The sequence below is a fragment of the Nocardia sp. NPDC058499 genome, from assembly GCF_042719915.1.
Lineage (GTDB): Bacteria > Actinomycetota > Actinomycetes > Mycobacteriales > Mycobacteriaceae > Nocardia.
In genome coordinates, this window is sequence record NZ_JBHXMZ010000006.1 from 375,131 (window position 1) to 399,226 (window position 24,096).

General features: G+C 66.3%; 22 protein-coding genes and 1 pseudogene. 13 read left to right on the forward strand and 10 right to left on the reverse strand.

Translation table 11 applies throughout. The features are described from left to right. Positions 1-39: 39 nt before the first annotated feature. Entirely contained in the window at positions 40-642 is a 603-nt protein-coding gene (locus ACFWPH_RS20755; RefSeq protein WP_378753325.1) for a TetR/AcrR family transcriptional regulator, read from the reverse strand. Positions 643-844: 202 nt separating this feature from the next. Here ACFWPH_RS20755 and ACFWPH_RS20760 point away from each other — a divergent pair, with 202 nt between their 5' ends. From ACFWPH_RS20760 to ACFWPH_RS20800, 9 genes and pseudogenes are all read left to right on the forward strand, one after another. Next, positions 845-2,014 carry a spirocyclase AveC family protein gene (locus ACFWPH_RS20760; RefSeq protein ID WP_378753327.1) on the forward strand — a complete coding sequence of 390 codons (1,170 nt, stop codon included), beginning with the start codon at positions 845-847 and terminating at the stop codon, positions 2,012-2,014. A gap of 1 nt (position 2,015) precedes the next feature. Continuing rightward, entirely contained in the window at positions 2,016-2,840 is an 825-nt protein-coding gene (locus tag ACFWPH_RS20765; RefSeq protein WP_378753329.1) for a CbbQ/NirQ/NorQ/GpvN family protein, read from the forward strand. Further along, on the forward strand, positions 2,837-4,540 hold the full coding sequence (locus ACFWPH_RS20770; RefSeq protein WP_378753331.1) for a nitric oxide reductase activation protein NorD: 1,704 nt from the start codon (positions 2,837-2,839) through the stop codon (positions 4,538-4,540). The genes ACFWPH_RS20765 and ACFWPH_RS20770 overlap by 4 nt, the downstream gene beginning before the upstream one ends. A gap of 37 nt (positions 4,541-4,577) precedes the next feature. Further along, positions 4,578-4,835: pseudogene (locus tag ACFWPH_RS20775) on the forward strand (hypothetical protein); the annotation flags it as partial. Between the two features lie 245 nt (positions 4,836-5,080). Beyond that, positions 5,081-6,031 (forward strand): ABC transporter permease, encoded by a 951-nt coding sequence (locus ACFWPH_RS20780; protein ID WP_378753333.1) that lies wholly within the window; start codon positions 5,081-5,083, stop codon positions 6,029-6,031. Continuing rightward, a complete protein-coding gene (locus tag ACFWPH_RS20785) occupies positions 6,028-6,921 on the forward strand; it encodes an ABC transporter permease (protein WP_378753335.1) in 894 nt (297 codons plus the stop codon). Before ACFWPH_RS20780 ends, ACFWPH_RS20785 begins: the two co-directional genes overlap by 4 nt. Positions 6,922-7,046: 125 nt before the next feature. Beyond that, positions 7,047-8,498 carry an ABC transporter substrate-binding protein gene (locus ACFWPH_RS20790; RefSeq protein ID WP_378753337.1) on the forward strand — a complete coding sequence of 484 codons (1,452 nt, stop codon included), beginning with the start codon at positions 7,047-7,049 and terminating at the stop codon, positions 8,496-8,498. 29 nt (positions 8,499-8,527) lie between these two features. Beyond that, positions 8,528-9,550 (forward strand): ABC transporter ATP-binding protein, encoded by a 1,023-nt coding sequence (locus ACFWPH_RS20795; RefSeq protein ID WP_378753339.1) that lies wholly within the window; start codon positions 8,528-8,530, stop codon positions 9,548-9,550. Next, positions 9,540-10,526 carry an ABC transporter ATP-binding protein gene (locus ACFWPH_RS20800; protein WP_378753341.1) on the forward strand — a complete coding sequence of 329 codons (987 nt, stop codon included), beginning with the start codon at positions 9,540-9,542 and terminating at the stop codon, positions 10,524-10,526. Before ACFWPH_RS20795 ends, ACFWPH_RS20800 begins: the two co-directional genes overlap by 11 nt. 72 nt (positions 10,527-10,598) lie before the next feature. On the opposite strand, the gene ACFWPH_RS20805 is transcribed toward ACFWPH_RS20800, so the two are convergent. From ACFWPH_RS20805 to ACFWPH_RS20825, 5 genes are all read right to left on the reverse strand, one after another. Beyond that, a complete protein-coding gene (locus tag ACFWPH_RS20805; RefSeq protein ID WP_378753343.1) occupies positions 10,599-11,513 on the reverse strand; it encodes an NAD(P)-dependent oxidoreductase in 915 nt (304 codons plus the stop codon). Further along, entirely contained in the window at positions 11,510-11,887 is a 378-nt protein-coding gene (locus ACFWPH_RS20810) for a carboxymuconolactone decarboxylase family protein (RefSeq protein ID WP_378753345.1), read from the reverse strand. The genes ACFWPH_RS20805 and ACFWPH_RS20810 overlap by 4 nt, the downstream gene beginning before the upstream one ends. Before the next feature lie 43 nt (positions 11,888-11,930). After that, a complete protein-coding gene (locus ACFWPH_RS20815) occupies positions 11,931-13,355 on the reverse strand; it encodes an aldehyde dehydrogenase family protein (protein ID WP_378753347.1) in 1,425 nt (474 codons plus the stop codon). A 37-nt stretch (positions 13,356-13,392) separates the two neighbouring features. Further along, complete coding sequence (locus tag ACFWPH_RS20820) at positions 13,393-13,974, reverse strand: hypothetical protein (protein WP_378753349.1); 582 nt, start codon at positions 13,972-13,974, stop codon at positions 13,393-13,395. A 126-nt stretch (positions 13,975-14,100) separates the two neighbouring features. Next, a complete protein-coding gene (locus tag ACFWPH_RS20825) occupies positions 14,101-14,727 on the reverse strand; it encodes a TetR/AcrR family transcriptional regulator (protein ID WP_378753351.1) in 627 nt (208 codons plus the stop codon). 118 nt (positions 14,728-14,845) lie between these two features. Between ACFWPH_RS20825 and ACFWPH_RS20830 the strand changes: the two genes are divergently transcribed. Then, positions 14,846-15,793 carry an SDR family NAD(P)-dependent oxidoreductase gene (locus ACFWPH_RS20830; RefSeq protein ID WP_378753353.1) on the forward strand — a complete coding sequence of 316 codons (948 nt, stop codon included), beginning with the start codon at positions 14,846-14,848 and terminating at the stop codon, positions 15,791-15,793. A gap of 4 nt (positions 15,794-15,797) precedes the next feature. Here the strand turns inward: ACFWPH_RS20830 and ACFWPH_RS20835 are convergent, their stop codons facing one another. Then, positions 15,798-16,451, reverse strand: a complete 654-nt coding sequence (locus ACFWPH_RS20835; protein ID WP_378753355.1) for a TetR/AcrR family transcriptional regulator — start codon at positions 16,449-16,451, stop codon at positions 15,798-15,800. 106 nt (positions 16,452-16,557) lie between these two features. On the opposite strand from ACFWPH_RS20835, the gene ACFWPH_RS20840 reads away from it, so the two are divergent. The 3 genes from ACFWPH_RS20840 to ACFWPH_RS20850 all read left to right on the forward strand — a co-directional run bounded on the left by ACFWPH_RS20840 (position 16,558) and on the right by ACFWPH_RS20850 (position 21,042). Continuing rightward, on the forward strand, positions 16,558-17,907 hold the full coding sequence (locus ACFWPH_RS20840; protein WP_378753357.1) for a hypothetical protein: 1,350 nt from the start codon (positions 16,558-16,560) through the stop codon (positions 17,905-17,907). Beyond that, complete coding sequence (locus ACFWPH_RS20845; protein WP_378753359.1) at positions 17,904-19,337, forward strand: acyl-CoA reductase; 1,434 nt, start codon at positions 17,904-17,906, stop codon at positions 19,335-19,337. Before ACFWPH_RS20840 ends, ACFWPH_RS20845 begins: the two co-directional genes overlap by 4 nt. A 157-nt stretch (positions 19,338-19,494) precedes the next feature. Next, positions 19,495-21,042 (forward strand): AMP-binding protein, encoded by a 1,548-nt coding sequence (locus tag ACFWPH_RS20850; RefSeq protein ID WP_378753361.1) that lies wholly within the window; start codon positions 19,495-19,497, stop codon positions 21,040-21,042. A 224-nt stretch (positions 21,043-21,266) separates the two neighbouring features. Here ACFWPH_RS20850 and ACFWPH_RS20855 read toward each other — a convergent pair whose 3' ends face one another. The 3 genes from ACFWPH_RS20855 to ACFWPH_RS20865 are packed head-to-tail and all read right to left on the reverse strand — an operon-like array spanning position 21,267 to position 24,090. After that, positions 21,267-22,304: a phosphotransferase family protein gene (locus ACFWPH_RS20855; protein WP_378753363.1), complete on the reverse strand. Its 1,038-nt coding sequence runs from the start codon at positions 22,302-22,304 to the stop codon at positions 21,267-21,269. Continuing rightward, positions 22,301-23,374 (reverse strand): phosphotransferase family protein, encoded by a 1,074-nt coding sequence (locus ACFWPH_RS20860; protein WP_378753364.1) that lies wholly within the window; start codon positions 23,372-23,374, stop codon positions 22,301-22,303. The genes ACFWPH_RS20855 and ACFWPH_RS20860 overlap by 4 nt, the downstream gene beginning before the upstream one ends. 17 nt (positions 23,375-23,391) lie before the next feature. Further along, positions 23,392-24,090 carry a TetR/AcrR family transcriptional regulator gene (locus tag ACFWPH_RS20865; protein WP_378753366.1) on the reverse strand — a complete coding sequence of 233 codons (699 nt, stop codon included), beginning with the start codon at positions 24,088-24,090 and terminating at the stop codon, positions 23,392-23,394. Positions 24,091-24,096 lie beyond the last annotated feature (6 nt).

Here is a 24,096-nt window from a genome sequence, read left to right on the forward strand (position 1 = left end):
GGGTTCGTATGAAGGATGCGAACCGTCGAGGAGGGGCCCTCAGGGGAGTTTGACGACGGATAGATACATTTCGAGGATCGGCCGGTAGAGGTCGATATCGTCGAGTTGGCTGCCGAGTATCACGGAATCGCTGGTGGCGATGAGTACGTGGGCGAAGGCCAGGGGAGTGATCGTCAGGCTACCGCCGACGCGTTCGAGGTTCTCGGCGACGAATGTGGCGAGCTCTTCGGCCACTTCCAGTCTTTTGGCCGCTACCCGCGCCCGGGCCTCGGGGTTGCGCAGGAGATAGAGGCTGAACTCGTGCCCCAGCGCGGCGTGTTCGGCGCCGCGGTCGCGGCCGAGCCGGCGCCACCGTTCGGCGACCCGGTCGAGTTCGTGGGGCCCTACCGCGGTGACGGTCGAGAGGACCTCGGAGAAGTTGTCGAAGTAGCGGCGCCAGTATCGGTCGCTGACTGCCAGGAACAGTTCTTCCTTCACTGAGAAGTGTTTGTAGATGGCGCCTTTCGTGTAGCCGGCCGCGTGGGCGATGTCGTCGAGGGTGGCTGCCGCGAAACCTTTTTCGGCGAACACTTCCTCGGCGGCATCCAGGAGGAGCGCACGGGTGCGTTCCAATCGCCGTTCTTTCGTCCAACGCTCGACCACGCGTTCGATCCTAACATGGATCTCAGATACCTATTGTGACTCCAGATACCCATTGGTATCTTGGCGGAGGGTTGGATGCCGGAACGAGGCAGACCGCCGCGGAAGACCGACTTCCGTTGGGCGCCGGTGGTATCGCGCGGATCGCGCCGTCGGCGAGCCGACCCGTCAGCGCTGCGGAACGCAATCCAGAAGGGGCAGTTGCATGAGCGAACTGTCGAACGAGAAGACACCCGAGATCACCGAAACCCTCGGTGACGCGAAAACCCTGGGCGCCCCGAAACGGCAGGTGAATAAGGGTGTCTACATCTGGGCCACCGTCGGCGGGCTGATTTTGGCGCTCCAGGTGTATGTCTGGACCAGATGGGTCACCGGCCCCTACTTCGAGCGGGTGCCCACCGGCCCGAACGATCCGCCGATACTCATGAAGACGATCCTCAGTATCTGGACGGCGGGCGTCCTGATCGGTTTCCCCATCGCCATCTACTGGTGGATCATCAGGCCGTGGTGGCGCGAGCGCCGGATCACCCTGGACGGCATACTGCTGGCGTCCATGGGCCTGATGTTCTTCCAGGACCCGTTCCTGAACTATGTGAACACGTGGTGCACTTACAACACCTGGATGTTCAACAGAGGGTCGTGGGCGCCCTACGTTCCGGGCTGGGTATCGCAGGAGGAGCCGGGCGCCCAGGTCGCCGAACCACTACTGATGAACGTCCCGGGTTACGCATGGGGCGTACTGCTCATCACGATCGGCGTGTGCTGGTTCATGCGGAAGGTCAAATCGCGCTGGCCCGGGATCGGCAATCTCCAGTTGATCGGTGTCACGTTCGCGTTCACCTTCGTCCTGGACTTCGTCATGGAAGGCTTGATACTGCTGCCGCTGGGGCTCTACACCTTCCCGGGCGCAATCCAAGCGGTGTCGTTCAACGCGGGTCACTACTACCAATGGCCGATCTACGAGGGCCTGATGTGGGGCGCGGTGCAAGCAGGCCTGGCCTGCCTGCGTTTCTTCACCGATGATCGTGGGCGCACGATAGTGGAGCGGGGGATCGACCAGGTCCGAGGTGGTGTCATCCGGCAGCAGATCACGCGCTTCCTGGCGATATTCGCCGCCGTGAGCGCGATCTTCTTCGTGTTCTACAACCTGCCCGCGCAATGGGTCGGCCAGCATGCGGATCCCTGGCCCGAGGATATCCAGGAGCGTTCGTACTTCACCGGTGGCCTCTGCGGGGAAGGGACGGACAGGCCCTGCCCACATCCCGATCTGCCTATGCCACGCAATGACTCCGGGTACATCAACAAAGACGGTGAGCTCGTCCTCCCGGACGGAGTCGAGGTTCCGAAGATCGTGCCGTTCCAGCCGGAGGATTGATATGCCGACCACAGCGACAGCCACAGACGTGAGCCGCCCCGGCGTGCAGCCACCGTTCTACCGGTCGGTCGGGGATGAGGCGGAAGTATTCCGCGCGGCTGCCTGCCAGGGATTGCCGGTCCTGTTGAAAGGCCCCACCGGATGCGGGAAAACCCGCTTCGTGGAGGCCATGGCGCACGAACTCGGCCGCCCGCTGATCACCGTCGCGGGCCACGAGGATATGACCTCCGCGGATCTGGTGGGCCGGTTCCTGCTCAAAGGCGGCGAAACGGTGTGGGTCGACGGCCCTTTGACCCGCGCTGTCCGCGAGGGCGGTATCTGCTATCTGGACGAGATCGTGGAGGCGCGTCAGGACACCACGGTGGTCATCCACCCGCTCGCCGATCATCGCCGTGAGCTGCCCGTCGACCGGCTCGGCACCACGGTGCCGGCGGCGCCGGGCTTCCAGCTGGTGATCTCCTACAACCCCGGGTATCAGAGTGTTCTGAAGAACATCAAGGAGTCGACCCGCCAGCGATTCGTCGCGATCGAACTCGGTTTTCCACCGCCCGATATCGAGCGGGAGGTGGTGACGCGGGAGGCCGGGGTCGCTCCGGAGATCGCGAACGCGCTGGTGACGCTGGGTAACGCTATCCGGAATCTCGAGGGGTCACCGCTGCGCGAAGCGTCCTCGACCAGGATGTTGATCCTGGCCGGGTCGCTGGTGTCGGGTGGGCTGAATCTGCGCGCCGCCGTCCGGTCCGCGGTCGTCCAGGCGCTGTCCGACGATCCGGATATCGTCCGAGCCCTCGGTGAACTCGCGGACGCAGTCCTGCCGTCGTCATGATTGCCACCGAAGCGCAAGGGCCGGAACGGTTCCGACTCCTCGCGACCTTCCTCGCCGGCCGGTCCGTTGCGATCGCGGCGGCCCCGGCCGGCCAGGCCGCCTATACCGACGGCGACGCCGTCTTCGTGTCCGCGGGCCGTTCCCACGCCCATCAGCGCAGTGAAGTAGTGGCGCAGTGCGCTCTGCTCCGGGCGGGAAGCCTGGATCCTCGCGTGGTCAAGAGGCTGCGGGGACGTCCGCACCTCGCGCGCCGCTACCTGGCACTCGAAGGCAGGCGCGGGCTCACCGAGCTCGCCCGCCACGTTCCGCTCGCCGCCGCGCTCGCACCGTACGGGGAAGCGGTGACCGCCACCGCCGGCGAATCGCTCACCCTCGCCAGAGGTAAGGCGGTGATAGCCGGCCCACCGGAGTGGTTCGGAGTCATCGAACCCGCACGATTATTGAAATCGGGCGGCGGACCGAGCGCCCGGGCGACCGATAAAGATCTGCGACTGGCATTCGATCTCCCCGACCGGCCCGCGCCCGAGGACAACGAAGAGGACAACGACCCGGAGGGAAACGGCACCAGCCGCATCCTGAAACTGTTCGAAAACCCCATGGTCAACTCGGAGAAGCTTGCCGATCTGCTGCGGAAACTGCTCGGCACCTCGCGTGCTTCGGGTGACAGCGATGCCGGTGCCCAGATGCGGGCCGGGTCCGTTCGGCGGGGCCGTACGGCCGGCAGCGACGCGCGGCCGCTGCCCACCCCGATCAATTTCGTGGTCGACGGAAAACCCGGTGCCGTCAACGGAATAGGCGGAGCGTGGTACCCGGAATGGGACGTCCACGGCAACCGGTACCGCCCCGAGTGGTGCCGGGTCCTGGACTTCCCGCTGACCACCGGCGCCGATACCTCCGCCGCCGCCATCCCGCACGACGAACTGCTCCGGCGTCGCCTGGCGCGGGTCGGCCTGGGCCCCGAGGTTCTGCGCCGGCGTCCCGACGGAGACGAACTCGATATCGACGCGTTGCTCGATCTGGTCGTCGATATCCGGTCGGGCCACTCACCTGCGGAGAACATCTATGCCGAAACCCGCACGTCGGCCCGTAATCTCGGTGTTCTCATCCTGTTCGACACGTCAGGTTCCGCCACCGATACCGATCCCGAAGGACTCGCCGTCCACGAGCACCATCGCCGCGCGGCCGCCACCCTCGCCGCCACGCTGGAGGAGCTCGGAGACCGCGTCGCCGTGTACGCATTCCGCTCCGACAGCCGCCACGCCGTCCACCTCCCGGCGATCAAAACCTTCGGCCGGCGGTTCGGGGCCGTCGAGCGGGCGCGACTCGCCCAGCTGGAGCCCTCCGGCTACACCAGGCTCGGTGCCGGTATCCGCGGCGCCGGCCGCATTCTCGATGCCGAAGCGGGCACACCGTATCGCCTGCTGCTCGTTCTCACCGACGCCCTGCCATACGACCACGGCTACGAAAGCCGCTACGCGGAAGCCGATACCCGCAAGGCAGTCGACGAACTCCGCGCCGAGGGGATCGCGAGCCTCTGCCTGACCATCGGCGCCGCCACCACCACCGACACGCTCGAACGCGTCTTCGGGCCCGCCGGATATGCCGAGGCCGCGACACTTTCCGGTCTGAGCCCGCAGATGGACGAATTGTTCTCGGCGGCGCTACGCGAACTCAGCGCACCGAAACCACGAGGCAGGTGAACGGGTCCAGTTCTCGCCCCTCGAAAGGAAAACAGCAGTGGACACAGGACACTCGGGCCGGACCCGCCGGCTCTATCCCGCCGGCCACCGGCATGTGTTCGAGTTCGCGCGGTGCGCGCACGTATCCAACGATCGCGATTACATGAACGAGCGCCGCGGATATCTCGGCATCACCATTCCGTTCGCCGAGACCCCGATGCCCATGCGCAACGGCATTCTGGAAATGGACGACCCCGAGCATCGGCTGTTCCGGTCGGTGCTCAACCCGTACCTGTCGCCCAGTGCCGTGCGCCGGCCAACCGCCCGGAAACATAGTCGAAAAGCCGTCGTTACCAGCGGCTTCGAAGTACTTTCGTCATTTTCGTACGACCCGACCCTGGGTAGAATATGATTCTACCCAGAACGCGAACACAAATCTCTGTGAGAAGAATCGAATTCTCGCCAGGTCGCGTCAGCCCGCATCAGACCGAGAAACGCGAGCCAGGCACCCCGCGGTGTCCGGCCGAACGGTCGCGCGCTTCGGAAAGGCGAAGGTGGATGATGTTTTCCATCGTGAGGCGATTGGGCCGGGGCTTGCTGGTGATTCTCCTGGTCACCCTGGCTGTCGTGGTACTGCTGAGTTTCGCGCCGGGGTCCGTGGCACAGGCCATCCTCGGCGACGCGGCCACGCCGGAAGCCGTTGCGGCGCTCAACGCCAAGCTCGGCCTCGACGATCCCGTGTGGATGCAGTACCTCCACTGGGTCGGGAACGCCGCCCAAGGGGATCTGGGTACCTCGCCACTCACGGGACAATCAGTGACAACGGCGATCGCGGAGCGGTTGCCGGTCACGTTCCAACTGGCCGCCATGGCACTCGTCATCGCGCTGGTCAGTTCGGTTTTCCTCGCCGTGTTGTCGGCGATGCGGCCCGGCGGTCCGGTCGACCGTGGGACTGCCGCGCTGTCCTCCGTATTCCTCTCCGTACCCGCGTTCGTCGCGGGCCCGGTACTCATCTACTTCTTCGCCGTCGAACTCGGCTGGGCCCCGGTGGCCGGATGGAACCGTATCGGCGACGGGGTCGGGCTGAACCTGCAGTCCGCCCTGCTGCCGGCCATTGCCATGGCGCTGATGGAGATCGCCGCATTCCACCGGCTGCTGCGGACAGACCTGATCACCACTCTGCGTGAGGATTTCATCGGGGCGGCCCGGGCCAAAGGTATGAACGAGTGGTACGTCATGTTTCGGCATGCGCTGCGTCCGTCGTCGTTCTCGTTGATCACTCTGGCAGGTATCAACCTCGGGCGTTTGATCGGTGGCACGGTGATCGTCGAAACGCTGTTCTCGCTGCCCGGTCTGGGTCAGTTGCTCGCGTCCTCGATCGTTTCCCGGGATCTCATCATGGTGCAAGGCATCGTGGCATTCATGGCGATCGTCTACGTCGTCATCAACATCCTGGTCGATTCCAGCTATGAGCTGATCGACCCGCGGGTCAGGAAGGTGGCCACGGTATGACCCGAGCCGACGTGCAGACAACCCCCGAAAAGCGGGCCGAGACGCCCAGGAAACCGGACGTTCCCCGGCTGCGGAAACCTCGCTCGATCCTGGTGTACCTGTCCTACACCTGGTTGGGCGTGATGATCGCGGCGGCTATTTTCGCCGACCTGCTTCCCTTGGCTTCGTATTCGATCCCGGTCGGCCCGCCACGGCAACCTCCGCAACTCGGGTCGCTCGATCTCCTGGCGGGCACCGACAACTTGGGGCGCTCGATGCTGTCCCGATGCGTCTACGGCGCCCAGGTGTCGCTGCTGGTCGGTACTGTCGCGGCCCTCATCGGGTCGGCAATCGGGGCGAGTATCGGGATGCTGGGTGGCTATTTCCAGAAGCGGACGGACTCGGGGATCCGGTTGCTCAGCGATACGATGCTGGCGTTCCCGCCACTGATCCTGCTGATGGCGCTGACCGCGGTCTTCACTCCGGGACTGCGCACCCTGATGGCCGGTCTGTCGCTGGTGATCATCCCGTCGTTCATCAGGCTCGCCCGGGCGAACACGCTGTCCTGGACGGCCCGCGAGTTCGTGCTCGCTGCCCGGAACATGGGTGCCGGTCACGGCCGGATCCTGAGCAAGGAGATCCTGCCCAATGTGCTGCCCCCATTGCTGGCATATCTCCCGGTCATCATGGCCGCACTCATCGTCGCGGAAGGATCGCTGAGCTTTCTCGGGCTCGGCATCCCGCCCCCGACACCGAGCTGGGGCGGAATGATCTCCGACGGCAAGGACAGCCTGGCGGGCGCACCGCACCTGGTTTTCGTACCCGCCGCGGTCATCTTCTGCACCGTTTTCGCGTTGAACCAGGCCGGCGATCACCTGCGTGGCCGATTCGATCGCACGATGCGCGACTGACCGAAAGGCCGAAAATGCTGCGAACATCCCTATTTCGTTCGATCGCCGTGTGCTGCACGGCTCTCGTCCTGGCTGCCTGCGGCGGAACCGGAGCGGGAACCGGAACCGGCCCCGGTGGCGACCCCGTGCCCGGCGGTACCGCACAGATCATCCAGATCAGCGAGCCGCGCACCCTCGACCCGGTAGCCATGGGAAATCAGTGGGTGATCAATGCGATGCTCGGCAATGCCCTGTTCGGGACGTTGATGGTCAACAACCCGGAAAGCGGGAAGATCGAATACACCATGGCGACAGGCTTCGCCACGCACGACGGAGGTACCACCTTCGACCTGACGTTGCGGCCGGATCTGCGGTTCACCGACGGTACTGCGCTGGACGCGGCGGCCGTGAAATTCAACTGGGACCGCTTCAGCGACCCGGAGAACGGTTCGACCTATCGCGAGGATGCGGCGGTGATCGCGGCGACCGAGGTCGTGAACCCGACCACGCTGCGGGTGACGATGCACTACCCGGCACCGCATTTCGCCTACACCATCGTAGAAAGTTCGATGAACTGGATCGCCTCGCCGCAGGCGTTGGAGGCGGGTCGCGCGGCATTCGACGGCAACCCTGTGGGGGCGGGTCCGTTCATCCTCGAGCGGTGGGCCCGGCAGGATGTCATCGAGCTGGTGAAGAACCCGGGCTACTGGGACGCGCCGAAGCCCTATCTCGACCGGATCGAGCTGCGCACCTCCGGCGATTCCGTGCAGGGGTACAACACGCTGATCAGTGGTGGTTCGGACGTGATCATCAGCTCGAACTGGGGAAGTATCGAAAAGCTGAAGAATCAAGGTTTTCCCACCGCGGTCGCGGCGCTGCACGGCGGACAGCATCTGTCGATGAATATGCGGCGAGCGCCGTTCGACGATATCCGCGCCCGCCGGGCCGTGGCCGCCGCGATCGATGTGAACGCGCTCAACCTGACGATCTACCACGGAAGCGGGGAACTCCCGACGACTCTGTTCCGCGAATCGTCTCCCTACTATGCGCCGGACCTGCCCTTACAGACACACGATCCGGAGACTGCGCAACGGTTGTTCGACGAGCTGGCAGCCGAGGGCAAGCCCGTGAAGTTCACTTACACCACGACCGCGCAGACGGAGAACCGGCTGCTGGCGGAAAGTGTGCAGGCTCAGCTCAGCGCGTTCGACAATATCGAGGTCGAAGTGAAGGTCATCGACATCATCGACCTGATCAAACTGCGTTATACGCACGATTTCGACGTGATGACCGGCGGCGCGTTCTTCGATGACCCCGAACCCCGGCTGTGGACGGCATTCCACGGCGACTCGAGCCGGAACACCGCCGGTATCGACGATGCGGTACTGAACCGGGCGCTCGATACGGGCCGGACGTCGACGGATGTGGAGCAGCGCATCGGGATCTACCGGACGGTTCAGGAGCGGTTGATCGAACTGATGCCCGCCGTCTTCTACATACGAACTGTCGCGGGAGCGGCTACCGCGAAGAACGTCGGGGGTCTCACCATGTACGGCGCCGGGTCGGTGCGACCCGAGGAGCTGTGGATCGTCGAATAGCGGGAACGGCCCGAGGAGAGCTGAGAACCATGAGTGCTCAACCGAATCTGCAGGTGCGGAATCTGCACACCTATATCAGGACCGACCGCGGTGTCGTGCGCGCCGTGGACGATGTCTCCTTCGACGTGGACCGGGCGCAGGCGCTGGGCGTGGTGGGCGAATCGGGATCCGGGAAGTCGGTGATGGCCCGGGCGATCATGGGACTGTTGCCGCCCCGCGCCGGATGTTCCGGTGAGGTGCTGTTCCACGGCCGCAACATCCTCGCGCTCTCCAAGAAGGAAAAGCTCGATATCTGGGGAAAGCAGATCGCCATGGTCTTCCAGGACCCCGGACGGTCGCTCAACCCGGTGGTGCGCATCGAACGCCAGCTCACCGAAGGTATGCGCAAACATCTGGGGACCGGTCGTTCCGAAGCCAGAACTCGCGCCCTAGAACTTCTCCGGGAGGTCGGGGTCCCGGACCCGGAGCGCCGGCTACGCAACTACCCGCACGAGATGTCCGGTGGGATGCGGCAGCGAGTGATGATCGCGATCGCCCTGGCCTGCGAACCCGATCTGCTGATCGCCGATGAACCGACCACCGCACTGGATGTGACGATCCAGCGGCAGATCCTCGACCTGCTGCGCCGCGTGCAGCGCGATCGGGGGATGTCGCTGATGCTGATCAGTCATGATCTGTCGGTGGTCGCCGGCCGCACCGACCGGGTCTCGGTCATGTACGCGGGGCGGCTTGCCGAATCCGGCGCGACCCGCCGGGTGTTCGCCGCGCCCCGGCATCGATATACCCGGGCCCTGATGGATGCCACCCCGACGATCGAACACCGGCGATACACGCCGCTGCGGCTGATCGAGGGCAGCCTGCCGGATCCGTCGGCACCGCCACCGGGCTGCCGGTTCGCACCCCGGTGCGGTCATGTCGCCGAGGGCTGCCGCGAGGTTCCCGGTCCCGTGCTGACCGAGATCTCCGCCGATCACCTGGTGGCGTGTGCGCATCCTGTTCCCGACTCCGTAACTGTCCATTCCGATTCCGGTGGTGATATCCATGGCGGGTAGCGGTACCGCGCACCTGCGCGGCGAGGCGACACTGCTCAGTGTGCGCGATCTGGTGGTCGAGTACGACACCGACGGCGGGACCGTGCAGGCGGTGTCGTCGGTCAGCTTCGATGTCCTGCCCGGCGAAACCCTCGGAATCGTCGGGGAATCCGGGGGTGGAAAGTCTACGACGGGCCGGGCCGTGCTCCGGCTGGACACCCTGACCTCGGGCCGGATCACCTTCGCCGGCGAGCGGATCGACGAGGCGGACGGTCGCCGGATGCGTGCGCTGCGGCCCGAGATGCAGATGATCTTCCAGGATCCGGTGGCTTCGCTGAACCCACGGCGGCCGGTGCGCGATATCGTCGTCGAGGGCTTGGCCGTGGCCGGAAAGCCCGCGGACGAACGCGCGGCGACCTCCGCGGAAGTACTCGCGAAGGTCGGGATGGGCGACGAGCGGTTCGCCGGGGCGCTGCCCCGGCAACTGTCCGGTGGGCAGGCCCAGCGGGTCGCGATAGCGCGGGCCCTGGCGGTGGACCCCCGGCTGCTGATCTGCGACGAACCGGTGTCCGCGCTCGACGTCTCGGTGCAGGCGCAGATTCTCAATCTGATATCCGAGCTCAAGGCCGAATACGAGCTGACCGTGGTGTTCATCAGTCACGATCTCGGTGTCGTGCGGACGATCAGCGATAACGTCATGGTCATGTACCTCGGCAAGGTGTGTGAATTCGGTGATGCGGTCGAGGTGTACGACCGCCCGGCGCACCCGTACACGAGGGCGTTACTCGATTCGGTGCCGCTCGCCGGCCCCGGCGAGGGTTTCACGGGTCCGGCGCTGGCCGGCGATATTCCCTCACCCCTCGCACCGCCGCAAGGCTGCCGGTTCAGGACCCGCTGCCCGCGCGCCCAGAGCCGATGTGCCGAGGAGGAACCGGAGGTCCGCGAGGTCCGGCCGGGACAGTACGCCGCCTGCCACTTCCCGTTGACCGAAATCTGAGCCCGAATCCTCCGGCAGGACTATTCGTGTCCCGCCGGCCCGGAGCAGTCGCGGAGCCCGCGGTTTCGGGAATCAGTGGTTGCGGCGGTCGTCTCGTCCGTCGACGATCACACCTGCGGCCGACTCGAGCGGTTTCACAATGGTCGTGAAATCGGCGTCCGATCCTTGGGAGGCCGTGGTCGCCTCCCAGCGCCGGGCGACCGCTTCGGCGAGTTCGGTCGGTGTGCCGAGTTCTGCCGCCTCGTGCAGGTAGAGCAGGACGTCCTTGGTCATCAACCCCGCGGCGAAGCCGAAGTCGAAGGTGCGGGGCAGCACCGAGCGGGGGAACTTGTCGCGGCTGGCGTGGGTTGCGCCCGAGCCGGCGTTGAGTACATCGATCATCACCGTGGGGTCCAGGCCGGCCTTCACGCCCATGACCATCACTTCGGCGGTCGCGGCCAGTGTGGCGGCGGCCATCAGATTGTTGACCAGCTTCATCGTCTGGCCGGCGCCGGGCTCGGTGGCCACGAGGAACGGCCGGCCGAGCGCTTCGAGAACGGGTGTGGCGGACCCGAACTCGTCTTCAGGTCCGGCAGCCATGACGGCGAGGGTGCCGTTGCGGGCCCCGGCGGTGCCGCCGCTGACCGGGCAGTCGAGCAAGGTGATTCCGCGTTCGGCGAGCAGCGCCGAAAGCTGCCGGGCGGTCTGCGCGCCGATAGTGGAGAGCTCGACGACCCGGCGTACCCGGGAACCATGGATGATGCCCTCGCCGCCGGTGGCGACCGCCAGCGATACCTCCGGTGTCGGCAGGCTGGTCAGCACCGTTTCGGCGCGGTCGGCCACGTCCGCGGGGGAGGTCGCGGCCACGGCGCCGAGCGCGACCGCCCGGTCCATCGGCTCGGGGCGGGCGTCGAACACCACGAGCCGATGGCCGGTTTCCCGAAGGCGCGTGGCCATCTGGAATCCCATATTGCCCAGGCCGATCAGGCCGATATCCGTGGTGCTCATCCGTCGCTGTCCAGTTCGGCGAAAACTTCCCGGGCGATCCGGAAGCCGTCGACGCCCGCCGGGACACCGGCGTACACGGCGACCTGCAGCAGTACCTCACGGATCTCGTCGCGGGTCACACCGTTGTTGAGTGCCCCCTTGACGTGGGTGCGCAACTCGTGCGGCCGGTTGAGTACCGAGAGCATCGCGAGAGTGAGCATCGACCGGATCTGCGGTGGCAGACCGTCGCGGCCCCACACCGTTCCCCAGCAGTACTCGGTGACGAGATCCTGCATAGGCTGGGCGAAATCGTCGCCGGCGTTCTTACGGACGTAGTCCGCGCCGAGCACCCGGGCACGAATCCGCCGCCCTTTGTCGTAGGTGTCCTCGTTCATGGATGTACTTCCTGCCTGTCGTGGGGCGCACCATTCGGGGCGCTCACAGTTTCACCACCACGGTTTTGGTGGCTGTGACCGCGTCGAGCGCCGCAAGGCCCTTCTCCCTGCCGTAGCCGGATCTCCGGAATCCGCCGAACGGCAATTCGACACCGCCGCCGGCGCCGTAGGTATTGACGTAGACCTGGCCGGCCACGACCTCGGCCGCCAGCCGGTGCGCGCGGGACAGATCCCGGGTCCACAGCGCCGCCAGCAGGGCGTACTCGGTGCCGTTGGCCAGGGCGAGTGCTTCGTCTTCGCCGGCGAACGTATTGACGGTGAGCACCGGCCCGAAGATCTCTTCCTGCGCGAGGGGGGCCGCCGGATCGACACCGTCGATGAGCGTCGGGGGGAAGTAGGCACCGTCGGCCAGGCCGGCATCGAGCGGTACAGCGCCGCCACAAAGGATTTCTCCCCGAGTAAGCCCGGCCACCATGGTGGCGACCCTCGTCTGCTGCTTCCGGGAGATCAGTGGCCCCAGCGTGGGATCGTCGCGACCGGGCCCCAGGGTGACCCGGGCGAACTGCTGGAGCACCTTGTCCACCAGGGCGTCGTGGACCGATTCCTCGACCAGCAGCCGAGAACCCGCCGAACAGGTCTGCCCGGCGTTCTGCAGAATCGCCTTGGCGACGAATTCCGCCGCGGTGTCCAGATCGGCGTCGGCGAAGACGATCTGCGGAGATTTGCCACCGAGTTCCAGGACCGCCGGCACCACCCGCTGCGCGGCGGCACGGGCTACCTCCGAACCGATACGGGTGGACCCCACGAAGCCGAGGAAATCGACGCCCGGGTGCGCGGTCAAAGCGGCACCGGCCTCGGCGCCGATACCGGTGACGACGTTGAATACTCCGGCCGGCAGACCGCATTCCACGGCGAGCCGCGCGAGTGCTACGGCGCTGCGGGGTGTTTCGTCGGCGGGTTTGGCCACGACGGCATTACCCGCCGCGATCGCGGGTGCCGCGGCGCGGGCGATCAGCTGGATCGGATAGTTCCACGCCACGATATGCCCGGTGACCCCCAGTGGTTCGCGGCGGGTGTAGACGTGGAGCTCACTGTTCAGTGGGATGGTCTGGCCGTAACAGGTGTCGATGGCGTGCGCGTAGAAACGGAAGTATCGCGCCGCCACGGTGACATCCGTACGGGCCTGGCTCAGGGGTTTACCGGTGTCCTCGCACTCGTAGCGGGCGAGTTCCGCATGATGGGTATCGATCGCGTCGGCGATCCGGCCGAGTACGACCGATCGGTGTTCGGGTGTGGTGGTGCGCCAGTGGCGCAGCGCGCGCCGGGCCGCGCCGACTGCCCGGTCCACCTCGTCCGGTCCGCCGCGTGCCACCGGGCCCAGGGACCGGGACGTCGAGGGGTCGATATTGTCGTACATCTCGGCGGAGGACACGGCAGCGCCGTCGATGAACGATTCGGTGGCAGACATGGGGTCACCTCGCGATTTCAGGTCGGCCGACCGGCCATCAGGAGCGGGCCTGCGCACTGGATGTGGTGCGGGTGCGGAAACTTTCGGTGGGCGCGACGGTGTCGATATCGCCGCGGACAACGCGCAGGGCCTGTTGTTTGAAGACACGGGCGGCGTGGCTGAGCCGGTGTGTGGTGGATTCGGTACGGTCGCCGGTTTCCGCGGTGTACTGCCGCCCCCAGGTCGAGACCTCGACCGTGCCCCGGTCGAGGCACTCCTGAACTCGGCCGCGCAGTCTGTCGTCGGCCGCCAGCAACGCCTCCGAAACCGTCAAGGCGTGCGGTCGTAGCCCGCGGTGCCGACGAGCGAGTACGGTGCCCAGATCGAGTGCGTCGGCCCCCAGGATCCGGGCCGGCCGCGGATTGCCGAGGTCGCCGGCGATCACCGTGACCTCCCAGCCGGCCATCGAGAGATCGAAGATCCGGCCGCCCGCGGCGCTCACCGCATCGTCCATGCTGACCCCCAGCACGGCCAGCCGCGGACGTAGACCCCAGTGTGCCCGGCCGTGCAGGTAGGCGAGGGCGGCGACCGGTGCCATGTTGTCCGGGGCCGGTGGGAGTGTCGAGGCGGGCGAAGTCATGGGTTCTCCCTCGTGTGGAACGACCGGGTCCCGGGCGGGGATGACGCTGCGCCGAAAATACCCGAAACCGTATACTTTGACTATAAGGTCCGGGCAGCGGGAGAGTGACCGTTTTCGGGCGACGCCTCAGCGGGGCGTCGCACCGCGGAGAAACAGCTGGACGGCGTGGCGGAGATGGCGTTCCTCTTGTTGCGCCGATCGGAAGAGACCGAAATCGGCCATCCGGCCGGGAACCAGCTCCACCATCGCGAGGAACTGTTCGGCGGCCAGCTCGATATCCTCGACATCGACCGCACCCTCGGCGGTGCCGCGCCGCAGCACCCGCACGACCGCCCGTTGCCGCCCGGACCACATCATCGAATCCGTGCTGATCGCGAATTCCGGAAACCGGGCCGACTCGTTCATCGCGATCCGCATCAGCCGGACATTCTCGGGGTCGCGGGCGCGGTCGAGTGCCACCCGGCCGATCTCGACCAGCGCGGTTTCGAGGTCCTTGTCGTCGACGGCGGGAGCATCCTCGGGTGATTCGTATTTCGACAGCGCCCACGGAATGACATCGGCGAACGCCGCGCGCTTATCCGGATAGCGCGCGTACAGTGAGCGTTTCGTGATTCCGGCCTTCCGGGCGATGGCCTCCATCGTCGCTCCGTCGTAGCCGGATTCGAGGAATGTGGCGACCGCGGCCTCGCGGACTGCCTGGTTCAGCTTCTTGGCCTCGGCCTGTGTGGGGCGGCCGCGTCTCGTCTCCACCATTCGGGCAGCTTAGCCTCCCGCAGAGGTGATAATATCCGTCTCAGTATATTTATTTCGGGAGGCCGTTCCGCTCTGCCGGTGCGGTATGTATCCCTGCCCCACCTGGATCGGAGTGCCGATGACGATTCCGCCCACGATCGGTCGCGCGGGGCCCGGTTCGCGGCCCACCGCCGAGGAGATCGTTTCCGGATCGGACCTGACCGGCCGCACCTGTGTGATCACCGGGGCCTCCTCCGGTCTCGGCCTGGAGTCCGCACGTGTCCTCGCCCGCGCCGGTGCCCATATCGTCCTCACCGCGCGGCGTGCCGGCGCTGCCGAGGAGGCTGCCGCCGATATCCGCCGGGAGACCCCCTCGGCGCGGTTGTCCACCGTCGTCCTGGATCTGGCGTCGCTGGACGGGGTCCGGGTTGCCGCCGCACGTATTGCCGAACTCGCCCCGGTCGTCGATGTGCTCATGAACAACGCCGGTGTGATGTTCACCCCGTTCGCCCGCACCGCCGACGGTTTCGAATTACAGCTCGGCACGAACCATCTCGGCCACTTCGAGTTGACCCGCTTACTCCTCGACCGGTTGCGTGCGGCCGAGGGCGCCAGAATTGTCAACCTTGCCTCGGAGGGGTACCGGATTGCCGACGTCGACCTGGCCGATCCGCACTGGGAGAAACGGGACTACGACAAGTTCCGGGCCTACGGCGCGTCCAAGACCGCCAATATCCTGCACGCCGTCGAACTCGACCGGCGGCTGCGCGCGGACGGAATCCGGGTCTGTGCGGTGCATCCCGGCCGCGTCGCGACCCGGCTCGTCCGGCATCTGACCCGGGCCGATGTTGCCGCGATCCCGGTCGAGCGGGCGGGACCGCCTCGCCGGTCCGACCCCGATTCCGGCGTGCTCACGCCGCAGGAAGGTGCGGCGACTCAGGTGTGGGCGGCGGTACATCCGGAGCCCCTCGGCCTCGCCGGTGTGTACTTCGCGAACTGCGCGGCCGAGCCCGCTGTCGCGGACTACGCGGTCGACCCCGATCGGGCCCGAGAGTTGTGGGAGCTGTCCGAACGGCTGTGCCGGTAGCGGTTCAGCGCGGATGCAGGCCGTCCAGTAGCAGGCGCACCATGAAAAGCACCCGCTGGTCGAGTTGTTCGGCGCTCGGGACGCGGCCGGCCTCGATACTGCGTACCTGTGTACCGACGACCATGCTCATGAATGCGCGCGCGGCGAGATCGGTATCGGTGGTGGTGATCCGCCCGGCGGCGGCCGCGCGATCGAGTACCTCGGCGACGAAGGTGACGACCGGGCCGGTGTTCACTGTGTTGCTGAGGGTGAACAGTTCGGGAAAACGCAGGTTTTCCAGGGCGAGGATCCGGTGCAGCCGACGGCCGTTGGTGGTCATGGCCTGATCGATCCGGAGTCGCGCGACCGCTGCCAGCGTCTCGGCCAGATCGCCGTTGTCCAGGTTTTCCAAGGTTTCTCGCGGCACGGCCTGCGCTTCGATCGCGCGCCGGGTGGCGGCGAGGAACAGGGCAGCCTTGTCGGTATAACGGGCGTAGACGGTGCGTTTGGCCATCCGGACCCGGGCGGCGATCATCTCGACCGTGGTCTGTTCGTAGCCGTGTTCGAGGAACAGGTCCAGTGCGGCGTCCAGGAGCTCGAGCTGTCGCGCACGGGCTTGTTCCTGTGTCGGGCGCCCGGCTGCCCGGGGCCGATTGCGCTCGTTGCTCGTCGTGTCCACGGACGTCAGTTCATCCTATTCGGCCCCCGGGTGGCGACCGGGGTGTTACATTAATGACACCTGGCAGGTGCCATTAATATCGGGGGGATTCTCGAAGGGGTGGCCCATGACTACGGCCATAGCACGACTGACAGACCTTGCCGATGATCCGAACCGGTTCGATCATTCCGCCGCCGAATTGCGTGACGTCCAGATCGCGGCACTGAACGAGCGGTTCCAGGAACGGCGGGAGCGCATCGGATTACTGAATCACCGTGCGGACGAGGCAGGTATCACCGACGTCGGACGGTTCGAAGATGCGGTCGCGCTGTTGTTTCCGCATTCGGTCTACAAGAGCTACCCGGAGAAGTTCTTGACCGAGCACCGATGGGACCGGCTCGGCAAATGGCTGGGCACACTCTCCTCCCATCCGATCGCCCCGGTCGAAACGGGCGATATCGCCGGCATCGATCTGTGGATCGAGCGGCTGCGCGACGAGGGGCACTATGTGTCCTGTTCGAGCGGGACAACGGGCAAACCCGCCATGCTGCTCGCATCCGAGGCCGATATGGCCTGGTCGCGTCGGGATACCGTCAACCTGTTCGCCTGGGGCTCCGGTGTGCAGCCGGCCCGGGACCGGCGAATGATGGGGCTCGGGATGACCGCGATGGTGCCCAAGAACATCATCATCGGTGAAGCACAACAAGCGGCATACGGTGATCCGGATAAGCAGCGCTTCCGGCTACCGATAGCGCCGCTCACGGTCGAGGCGATGACCGGCCAGGTGCGGTTACGCCGCAAGATCACCGACGGCACCGCGCGGCCGGAGGAACTGGCCGCCTACGAGCGGATATCGGCGCAACGCCAGGAAGAACTCGACCGGGCACTGATCGCCGGCGCCGACGCGATGATCGAACACCGCACCGAAAAGCTCTATATCTCGGGCTTGTGGAACACCCTGTACCAGGTCGCCGCGCTGGTCCGGAAGCGCGGGTTCGCGGCCGCCGATTTCCATCCGGACAACTGTATCTATGTGGGCGGTGGCCTCAAACGGGCGCAATTACCGTCCGACTACCGGGAGTTCGTGTACGAGACGTTCAATATCCCACCCGGCCGGGAGTTCCAGAACTACTCCATGCAGGAGCTGAATTCGGGAATGCCGAAGTGCCGCGGCGGTAACCGCTACCACGTCCCACCCTGGATCGTGCCCTTCGTACTCGACGATGCGGGCGACACCCTGATGTCACACGGCGGGAGCGAAGTGGAAGGGCGCGCCGCCTTCTTCGATCTCTCGCTCGACGGACGCTGGGGCGGAATCATCACCGGCGACCGGATCGTCGTCGATTTCCGGCCGTGCGCCTGTGGAAACGCGGGGGCCTCGATCGCCGATTCCATCGTCCGCTACGCCGATATCGCCGGCGACGACAAGATCGGCTGCGCCGGAACCGCGGACGCCTACGTACGGGGACTCGCATGACCGCCGTCGAATCGCAGCAGACCGCCGGAGCGGCGCTGTCCGCCCCGTTCTTCTTTCGCGGCGAGGTAGTCGAAGGCGCGGCCGCCCTGCATCGATCGCGTGACCTCGGCGTATCCTTCACGACGCCCGAGATCGACCTCGACCGGGCCGTACCGCTGCGCAGCGAGATTCCTCCGCTGCTCGACGTACCGCTGGACGATATTGTCGACTTCCTGGTCGAGGCCGGACGGCGGATCCGCGACCCGCACAGTCCCTTCGTGCGCGACTGTATCGACCGGATGTCGTCGACGCACACCTTGCCCCGTGCCGTACTCGAAGCGCAGGTGGCCGGTGCGGCCGGCTATCTGGACAAGCGGGTGCTGCACGCGGTCGTCGAGCAGAACTTCCCCGATCCGAAAGCGCTCGACGGATGGGCCCCCAAACAGGATTTCCTCGGCCGCAGGAGTTTCGTCCGGGCCTTCGCGCCCCGGCTGATCCATGTGCTTCCCGGTAATTCGCCCGGGGTGGCGGTGAAATCCATCGCCCAGGGGGCGCTGGTCAAAGGCGTCAACCTGTTCAAGATGTCGTCCAGCGATCCGTTCACCACTGTGGCCATCCTGCGCGCCATGGCCGATATCGATCCGGAACATCCGGTGGTGCGGTCGATGTCGGCCGTCTACTGGCGGGGCGGGGATGCGGCGGTCGAACGTGTGCTTTTCCGCCCGCAGTATTTCGACAAGATCGTCGCATGGGGTGGCGGCGATGCCATCGACAATGTCGTCAAATATCTCGGCCCGGGATTGCAGCTGGTGTCGTTCGACCCGAAAACGTCGATTTCGATGGTCGGCCGGCAGGCCTTCGATACCGAGGAAACGCTCGAGCGCGCTGCCGGGCTCGCCGCCGAGGATGTCATGGTGCTGAACCAGGACGCCTGCGTCGCGAGCCGGTTCGTGTTCCTGGAGGCGGACGAGGAGAACGCGGATCGGTTCTGTGACCGGCTGTACCGGCGGATCGCCGAGCGCGCTACCGCATCCGGTGACAACCGGCCGCTGGATCCGGAGCTGAAAGAGCAGATCCGGACTCTCGCACTGCTCGACGACGAGTTCCGGGTATGGGGCGCCACGGACGGTACGGGTGTGGTGATCCGCTCCGGTGAACCGGTCGATTTCCATCCGATCGGCAAGACCGTCAATGTGGTCCCGGTGCCCTCGCTCGACGAGGCGATCCGCCATGTCGGTGTGGCAACGCAGACCGTCGGGTTCTATCCCTTCGACCGGATGCCGGATTTCCGTGATCGACTCGCGGCCGGTGGCGTGCAGCGCATCGTTCACCTGGGGGAGGCCGGTCCGAGCACGATCGGCAATCCGCATGATGCCATGTATCCACTGCATCGCTTCGTGCACTGGATGGTTCACGAAGACGGGGCAGCCGCGATCCCGGGCCGCGAATAGCGCGGAATCCGCCCCATGGACGAGAGTGTGATTCTACTATTCGGTAGAGTCACATTTCTCACTCGCGGCCGGGCCCGCCCGGCTTCCGACGACCCCGTTCTCCGGCAACGCCGCCGTACGACACCGGCGTACGCGTGCCGGGTGGTTGGAGTTCACCATGCGCACAATTCCCCCAGAGCTGGCCAGACGGTATGAAGAGCAAGGGTGGTGGACCCGCGACAGTCTCGGCGATCTGCTGGCCCGCGGTCTCGCGGCCGCCCCGGACACCACCGTCCGCGTCCATTCGGATATCCGGCCCTACTCGGGAACCTTCCGGGATGTCGAACTGGTAGCGCGCCGCCTGGCGACAGGACTGCAGGACCGCGGTATCGAACCCGGGGACGTCGTCGCGCTGCAGTTACCCAACTGGATGGAGGCCGCGGCCGCGTTCTGGGCGGCATCGCTGCTGGGGACGGTCGTGGTGCCGATCGTGCACACCTACGGTTCGCGCGAAGTCGGCCATATCGTGGATACGGTGCGGCCCAAGGCATTCTTCGGCGCCGAACGTTTCGGAAACCTGGTGTACGACCCCGCGGTCTACGCGGATGTGCCGATCGTGGGAATCGTCGGCGGCGGCGATCCCCGCCATCACTTCGACGCATTGCTCGGCGGCGAGCCCTTTTCCGGTGTGACACAGGTGGACCCGGACGGCCCCGCGGTGATCGCCTTCACCTCGGGTACGACACAGGTGCCGAAGGGGGTCGTCCACAGCCATCGGACGCTCGGCTGCGAGACCCGGCTGATGGCGCAGCGGCTTCCCGACGAGCTGGGACCGTTGATCAATGCCGCCCCCATCGGCCATTTCATCGGAATGCTTTCGGCCCTGCTCGTCCCGGTTCTGGAGGGTGTCTCCATAGACGTCACCGATGTCTGGAATCCCGGCCGCATCCTGCACCTGATGACCACCTACGGCGTCAGCCTGGGCGGCGGCGTCCCGTACTACGTCACCAGCCTCATCGAGCACCCGGACTGCACTCGCGACCATCTGGCGCGGCTGAAGTATCTCGGCATGGGCGGCGCCCCCGTCGCCGCGCCGGTGGCCGAGCGGCTGACCGGACTGGGCCTGACCGTCTACCGGTCCTACGGCAGCACCGAACATCCCTCCATGACGTCCTCCCATTGGAGCGCGCCACAATCCAAGCGGCTCTACACCGACGGTGCTGCGCAACCCGGCGTCGAGATCCGGTTGAGCGCAGACGGCGAGATCCTCAGCCGCGGACCGGATCTGTGCCTGGGATACCTCGACGACGCCCTGACCGCGGCCGTGTTCGACGACGACGGCTGGTACCACACCGGCGATATCGGAACTCTCGATGCCGACGGCTATCTCACCATCACCGACCGCACCACGGACCTGATCATCCGCGGCGGGGAGAACATCAGCGCGCTCGAGGTCGAAGAAGTATTGCTGACGGTGCCCGGCGTGACCGAAGCGGTGGCGGTCGCCGCGCCGGACGCGCGACTGGGCGAACACGTCGCGGCGGTACTGCGGCTGCAGCCCGGCACGACCCCACCGTCGCTCGAGGACCTGCGCGCCTGCTTTGCCGACGCCGGGCTGGCGAAACAGAAGTGGCCGCAGGAGGTTCATACGGTCGACGATTTTCCGCGAAGCCCCAGCGGCAAGGTGCAGAAATACAAGATCCGGCAGAGCCTGGCCGCGCGCTGAGCCGATATCGGCAGTCGCCGGTGTCTCCCGAACCATCACCGGCGGCCCGGCCCGCGAGCTGCTGCCAGGCCGGTCCCGCCGGCATCGCAGCGGCCGGCGCCCGACCCGGCTTGCTCTCGGTCGTCACACGCTGCTCCCGGTGCCGGCACCACTGAATGCCTGCCGAATAGACGAAGTTCCGGGGATCCGAGTACTTTTCGGTTCCCCGGAACTCGCTGCGGCATTCAGACCTCGAGAAGATCGAGGCTTCCGTGCCGGGCGACCGCCGTGGCGAGTCGTCCGGTGAGGTGCTCGATGATCGGCCGGTCGACCGCGCGGGTCATCGACCACAGATAGAACCCGTACGGCAGATGTGCCCGGTACATCCACCAGGCCCGGTCCCGATCCGGCGGTTCGATCCCGTGGGCGGCCAGCCGGTGCAGGTAGTGCTCGAGCAGGTCGCGCTCGGTGCGGGCGAGTTCGTCCGGGTCCAGGACGGTCGCCAGGTGGTAGGCGACATCCTGGGCCCAGTGGCCGCTCTGTACCACCTGCCAGTCGATGAGACCCGCGCTGCCGTCGGGCATTTCGTAGATATTGCCGGCGTGCAGATCACCGTGGACCAGGCATCGCGCGGAAGAAGAGCCGAGGGTATCCATCGCGGCCATGGCCGCCAGCAGCCGGTCCGCGCGCCGCACATCCTCCGGGATGCCGGCCGCCCGGCCGTCGTCCAGGAGCGGTTGCAGCTTGTCGACGGTCATATGCCCGGCCAGCGAGGCCAGGCGCGGCGGGAAGAGCCTGTTCGCGTCCGGGCGCCTGCCGTTCCAAGTCGCCGCGTGCAGGGCGGCGAGCTGATCGAGGGTTCCGGCGGCCTGGCCAGGGCCGTAGCCGACCAGGGGATCGAGAAAACGGGCGCCCGCCACCACCATGTCCCGCATGAGGACCAGGGCGTGCCCGGTGTCCTCGTCCACCGCGGCGTACACGCACGGCGGGGTGCGCACGGGAAGAGCGTGGGCGAAATCCCGGTAGAAATCCGCTTCGGCCCGCGATCCGCGGCGCCACAGCGGATTGAAATACCCTTTGGCGCACAGTGCCCGGGGAGCCTCGGCCGGATGCGTGTAGGTCACACGGAAACGTAGTTTGGTGGCCACCGTTTCGATCCGCTCGACCACTTCGGTCGCAGCCGGCACCACGGCGGGATGGCCGGGTTCCAGCACCGCCGCGAGCCATTCGGGTGACAGCACGACCGCTTCGTCGAACGGTGCGGGATCGGCCGGGGTCCTCACAATCCCTCCTGCGGTTCGGGAATCCCCACCAGCTCGCAGGCGCGCCGCATGAAGGAGTATCGGCGGGTGCCGGTATCGACCAGCGGCAGTCGCAGGACACGGCGGGTGCGGAGGCTGAGCAGGCCCGCTTTCAGGCAGGCGAACACTTCGTGCCAGACCAGGTCGCCGGCTCGGAGCCCGGTCAGGTCCTGCCACAGGTCGATCGTTTCGGCCCTGGTCCCGAGGCCGTCGAGGCGGGGGATGCCCAGACCCGTGCTGTGGGCTTCGTCGAACACCAGCCACCACGCGAGATCGGCGACCGGGCCGGCCATCGACGCCTGCTCCCAGTCCATGACCGCGGATACCCGGAAGTCCGTGCCGAACACGATGTTTCCGATGCGGGCGTCACCCCACGACAGTCCCGGTGCGGAGTTCGCCGGTCGATTGTCGGTGAGCCACTGCAGCAGTGTGCGGATGGTGTCGGGAATGGTGTCCTCGAGCGTCCAGTGGGCGTGGGCACTCCAATAGGCGAGCTGCTGCTGGTCGCCCGAGCTGCCGTATTCCGGCCGGTCGACGAAATCGACCGTATCGGCGGGGACGCGATGGATGGCGGCCAGCTGGCTCATCGCGTCCTCCCACAGCGTCCGCCGCTGGGCGGGAGTGGCGTCCGCGAGGAACCCGGACATGTTGTACACCGGCATACTCACCGGCACCGAACCGGTGACCCGGCGCATCAGGTAGAACGGCCGGCCGAGCACCGAGGGATCCTCTTCCAGCCACAACGGTTCCGGCACCCGTACTGCACTGTGCTGCCGCAGCGCGACAAGGATCTGGTGCTGGATACGGAACCGCGGATCGAGAAACATCTGATGCTCGGCCGCCGGCGCGACCCGCAGCACCAGCTGCTCGGTACCGCGCGCGGAATGCACTCGGATGAACACGGTCTCGTTGGATACTCCGGCCCCCTGCGGGTAGGCCGGATCGTCGATCTCGACGGCGGTGATCTCATCCCGTGCCGCCAGCCACGAATGCAGGATCGTGGCCGTGGTATCCAGATCACGACCTTTGGGAAATACAGGCGCGTGCTTCATTGCTTGTGCCCCGTTACTTATTCAGGTGGACGACCCCCGAAGGCGGTCGAACAGAATGACCACAATTGTTCGGTGACGGCTTCGATATTTTCCCGCGGCGCATACGCGAAATGGTGGTAAACCGACATCACCAGGTTCACCGCCAGCCAGGCGTCGGCGGCCGGGTCGTTCGGGCGCAGCAGTCCCGATTCGGCCGCCGCCCGCAACTCTCGCTCGACCAATTCGGCGAAAGGCCGGTTGACCTGTGCCATTTCCTCCGGAAATATCTGATAAAGCCGCCAGTGCTCGGACGTGACGAATTGTCGTACGGTGCCGCCCTCTTCGGTACGGAGTGAGCGCAACGCCGCGAGGATATAGAAACGTAAGCGCGCCACCGGATCCGGTAGATCGCGCGCGGCCGCCGCCATCTCGACCATCCGATCGGCGATCACATCTTCGAGGACGGCGAGCAGGAGATGGTCCTTGCTGGGGAAATGCCGGTAGAAGGTCTGCAGGGCGATCCCCGCCTCCTTCGACAATTCCTGGGTCGTGAAGCCGGACCCCTTGACCTCGATCAACCGCTGCGCGGCCGCGACGATGGCCTGCGCCTGCTCGATGGTGCGAGCCCGTGATCGCCGGACCGATTGCGATTGATCTGCGGCCCGGTCGGCCCAGCCGGGCGGCGAGGTGATCGGGGCGTCGGCGTCGGGTCGGGCGGGCCTCTTGGGTGTGGACACGCCTGA

What these genes read in the sequence shown, in the direction of transcription:
- ACFWPH_RS20840 (WP_378753357.1), top strand. Translation starts at nt 16,558, where the DNA reads ATGACTACGGCCATAGCACGACTGACAGACCTTGCCGATGATCCGAAC.
- ACFWPH_RS20780 (WP_378753333.1), top strand. Translation starts at nt 5,081, where the DNA reads ATGTTTTCCATCGTGAGGCGATTGGGCCGGGGCTTGCTGGTGATTCTC.
- ACFWPH_RS20815 (WP_378753347.1), bottom strand. Translation starts at nt 13,355, where the DNA reads ATGTCTGCCACCGAATCGTTCATCGACGGCGCTGCCGTGTCCTCCGCC.
- ACFWPH_RS20860 (WP_378753364.1), bottom strand. Translation starts at nt 23,374, where the DNA reads ATGAAGCACGCGCCTGTATTTCCCAAAGGTCGTGATCTGGATACCACG.
- ACFWPH_RS20765 (WP_378753329.1), top strand. Translation starts at nt 2,016, where the DNA reads ATGCCGACCACAGCGACAGCCACAGACGTGAGCCGCCCCGGCGTGCAG.
- ACFWPH_RS20825 (WP_378753351.1), bottom strand. Translation starts at nt 14,727, where the DNA reads ATGGTGGAGACGAGACGCGGCCGCCCCACACAGGCCGAGGCCAAGAAG.
- ACFWPH_RS20830 (WP_378753353.1), top strand. Translation starts at nt 14,846, where the DNA reads ATGACGATTCCGCCCACGATCGGTCGCGCGGGGCCCGGTTCGCGGCCC.
- ACFWPH_RS20785 (WP_378753335.1), top strand. Translation starts at nt 6,028, where the DNA reads ATGACCCGAGCCGACGTGCAGACAACCCCCGAAAAGCGGGCCGAGACG.
- ACFWPH_RS20850 (WP_378753361.1), top strand. Translation starts at nt 19,495, where the DNA reads ATGCGCACAATTCCCCCAGAGCTGGCCAGACGGTATGAAGAGCAAGGG.
- ACFWPH_RS20820 (WP_378753349.1), bottom strand. Translation starts at nt 13,974, where the DNA reads ATGACTTCGCCCGCCTCGACACTCCCACCGGCCCCGGACAACATGGCA.
- ACFWPH_RS20795 (WP_378753339.1), top strand. Translation starts at nt 8,528, where the DNA reads ATGAGTGCTCAACCGAATCTGCAGGTGCGGAATCTGCACACCTATATC.
- ACFWPH_RS20760 (WP_378753327.1), top strand. Translation starts at nt 845, where the DNA reads ATGAGCGAACTGTCGAACGAGAAGACACCCGAGATCACCGAAACCCTC.
- ACFWPH_RS20770 (WP_378753331.1), top strand. Translation starts at nt 2,837, where the DNA reads ATGATTGCCACCGAAGCGCAAGGGCCGGAACGGTTCCGACTCCTCGCG.
- ACFWPH_RS20810 (WP_378753345.1), bottom strand. Translation starts at nt 11,887, where the DNA reads ATGAACGAGGACACCTACGACAAAGGGCGGCGGATTCGTGCCCGGGTG.
- ACFWPH_RS20800 (WP_378753341.1), top strand. Translation starts at nt 9,540, where the DNA reads ATGGCGGGTAGCGGTACCGCGCACCTGCGCGGCGAGGCGACACTGCTC.
- ACFWPH_RS20845 (WP_378753359.1), top strand. Translation starts at nt 17,904, where the DNA reads ATGACCGCCGTCGAATCGCAGCAGACCGCCGGAGCGGCGCTGTCCGCC.
- ACFWPH_RS20805 (WP_378753343.1), bottom strand. Translation starts at nt 11,513, where the DNA reads ATGAGCACCACGGATATCGGCCTGATCGGCCTGGGCAATATGGGATTC.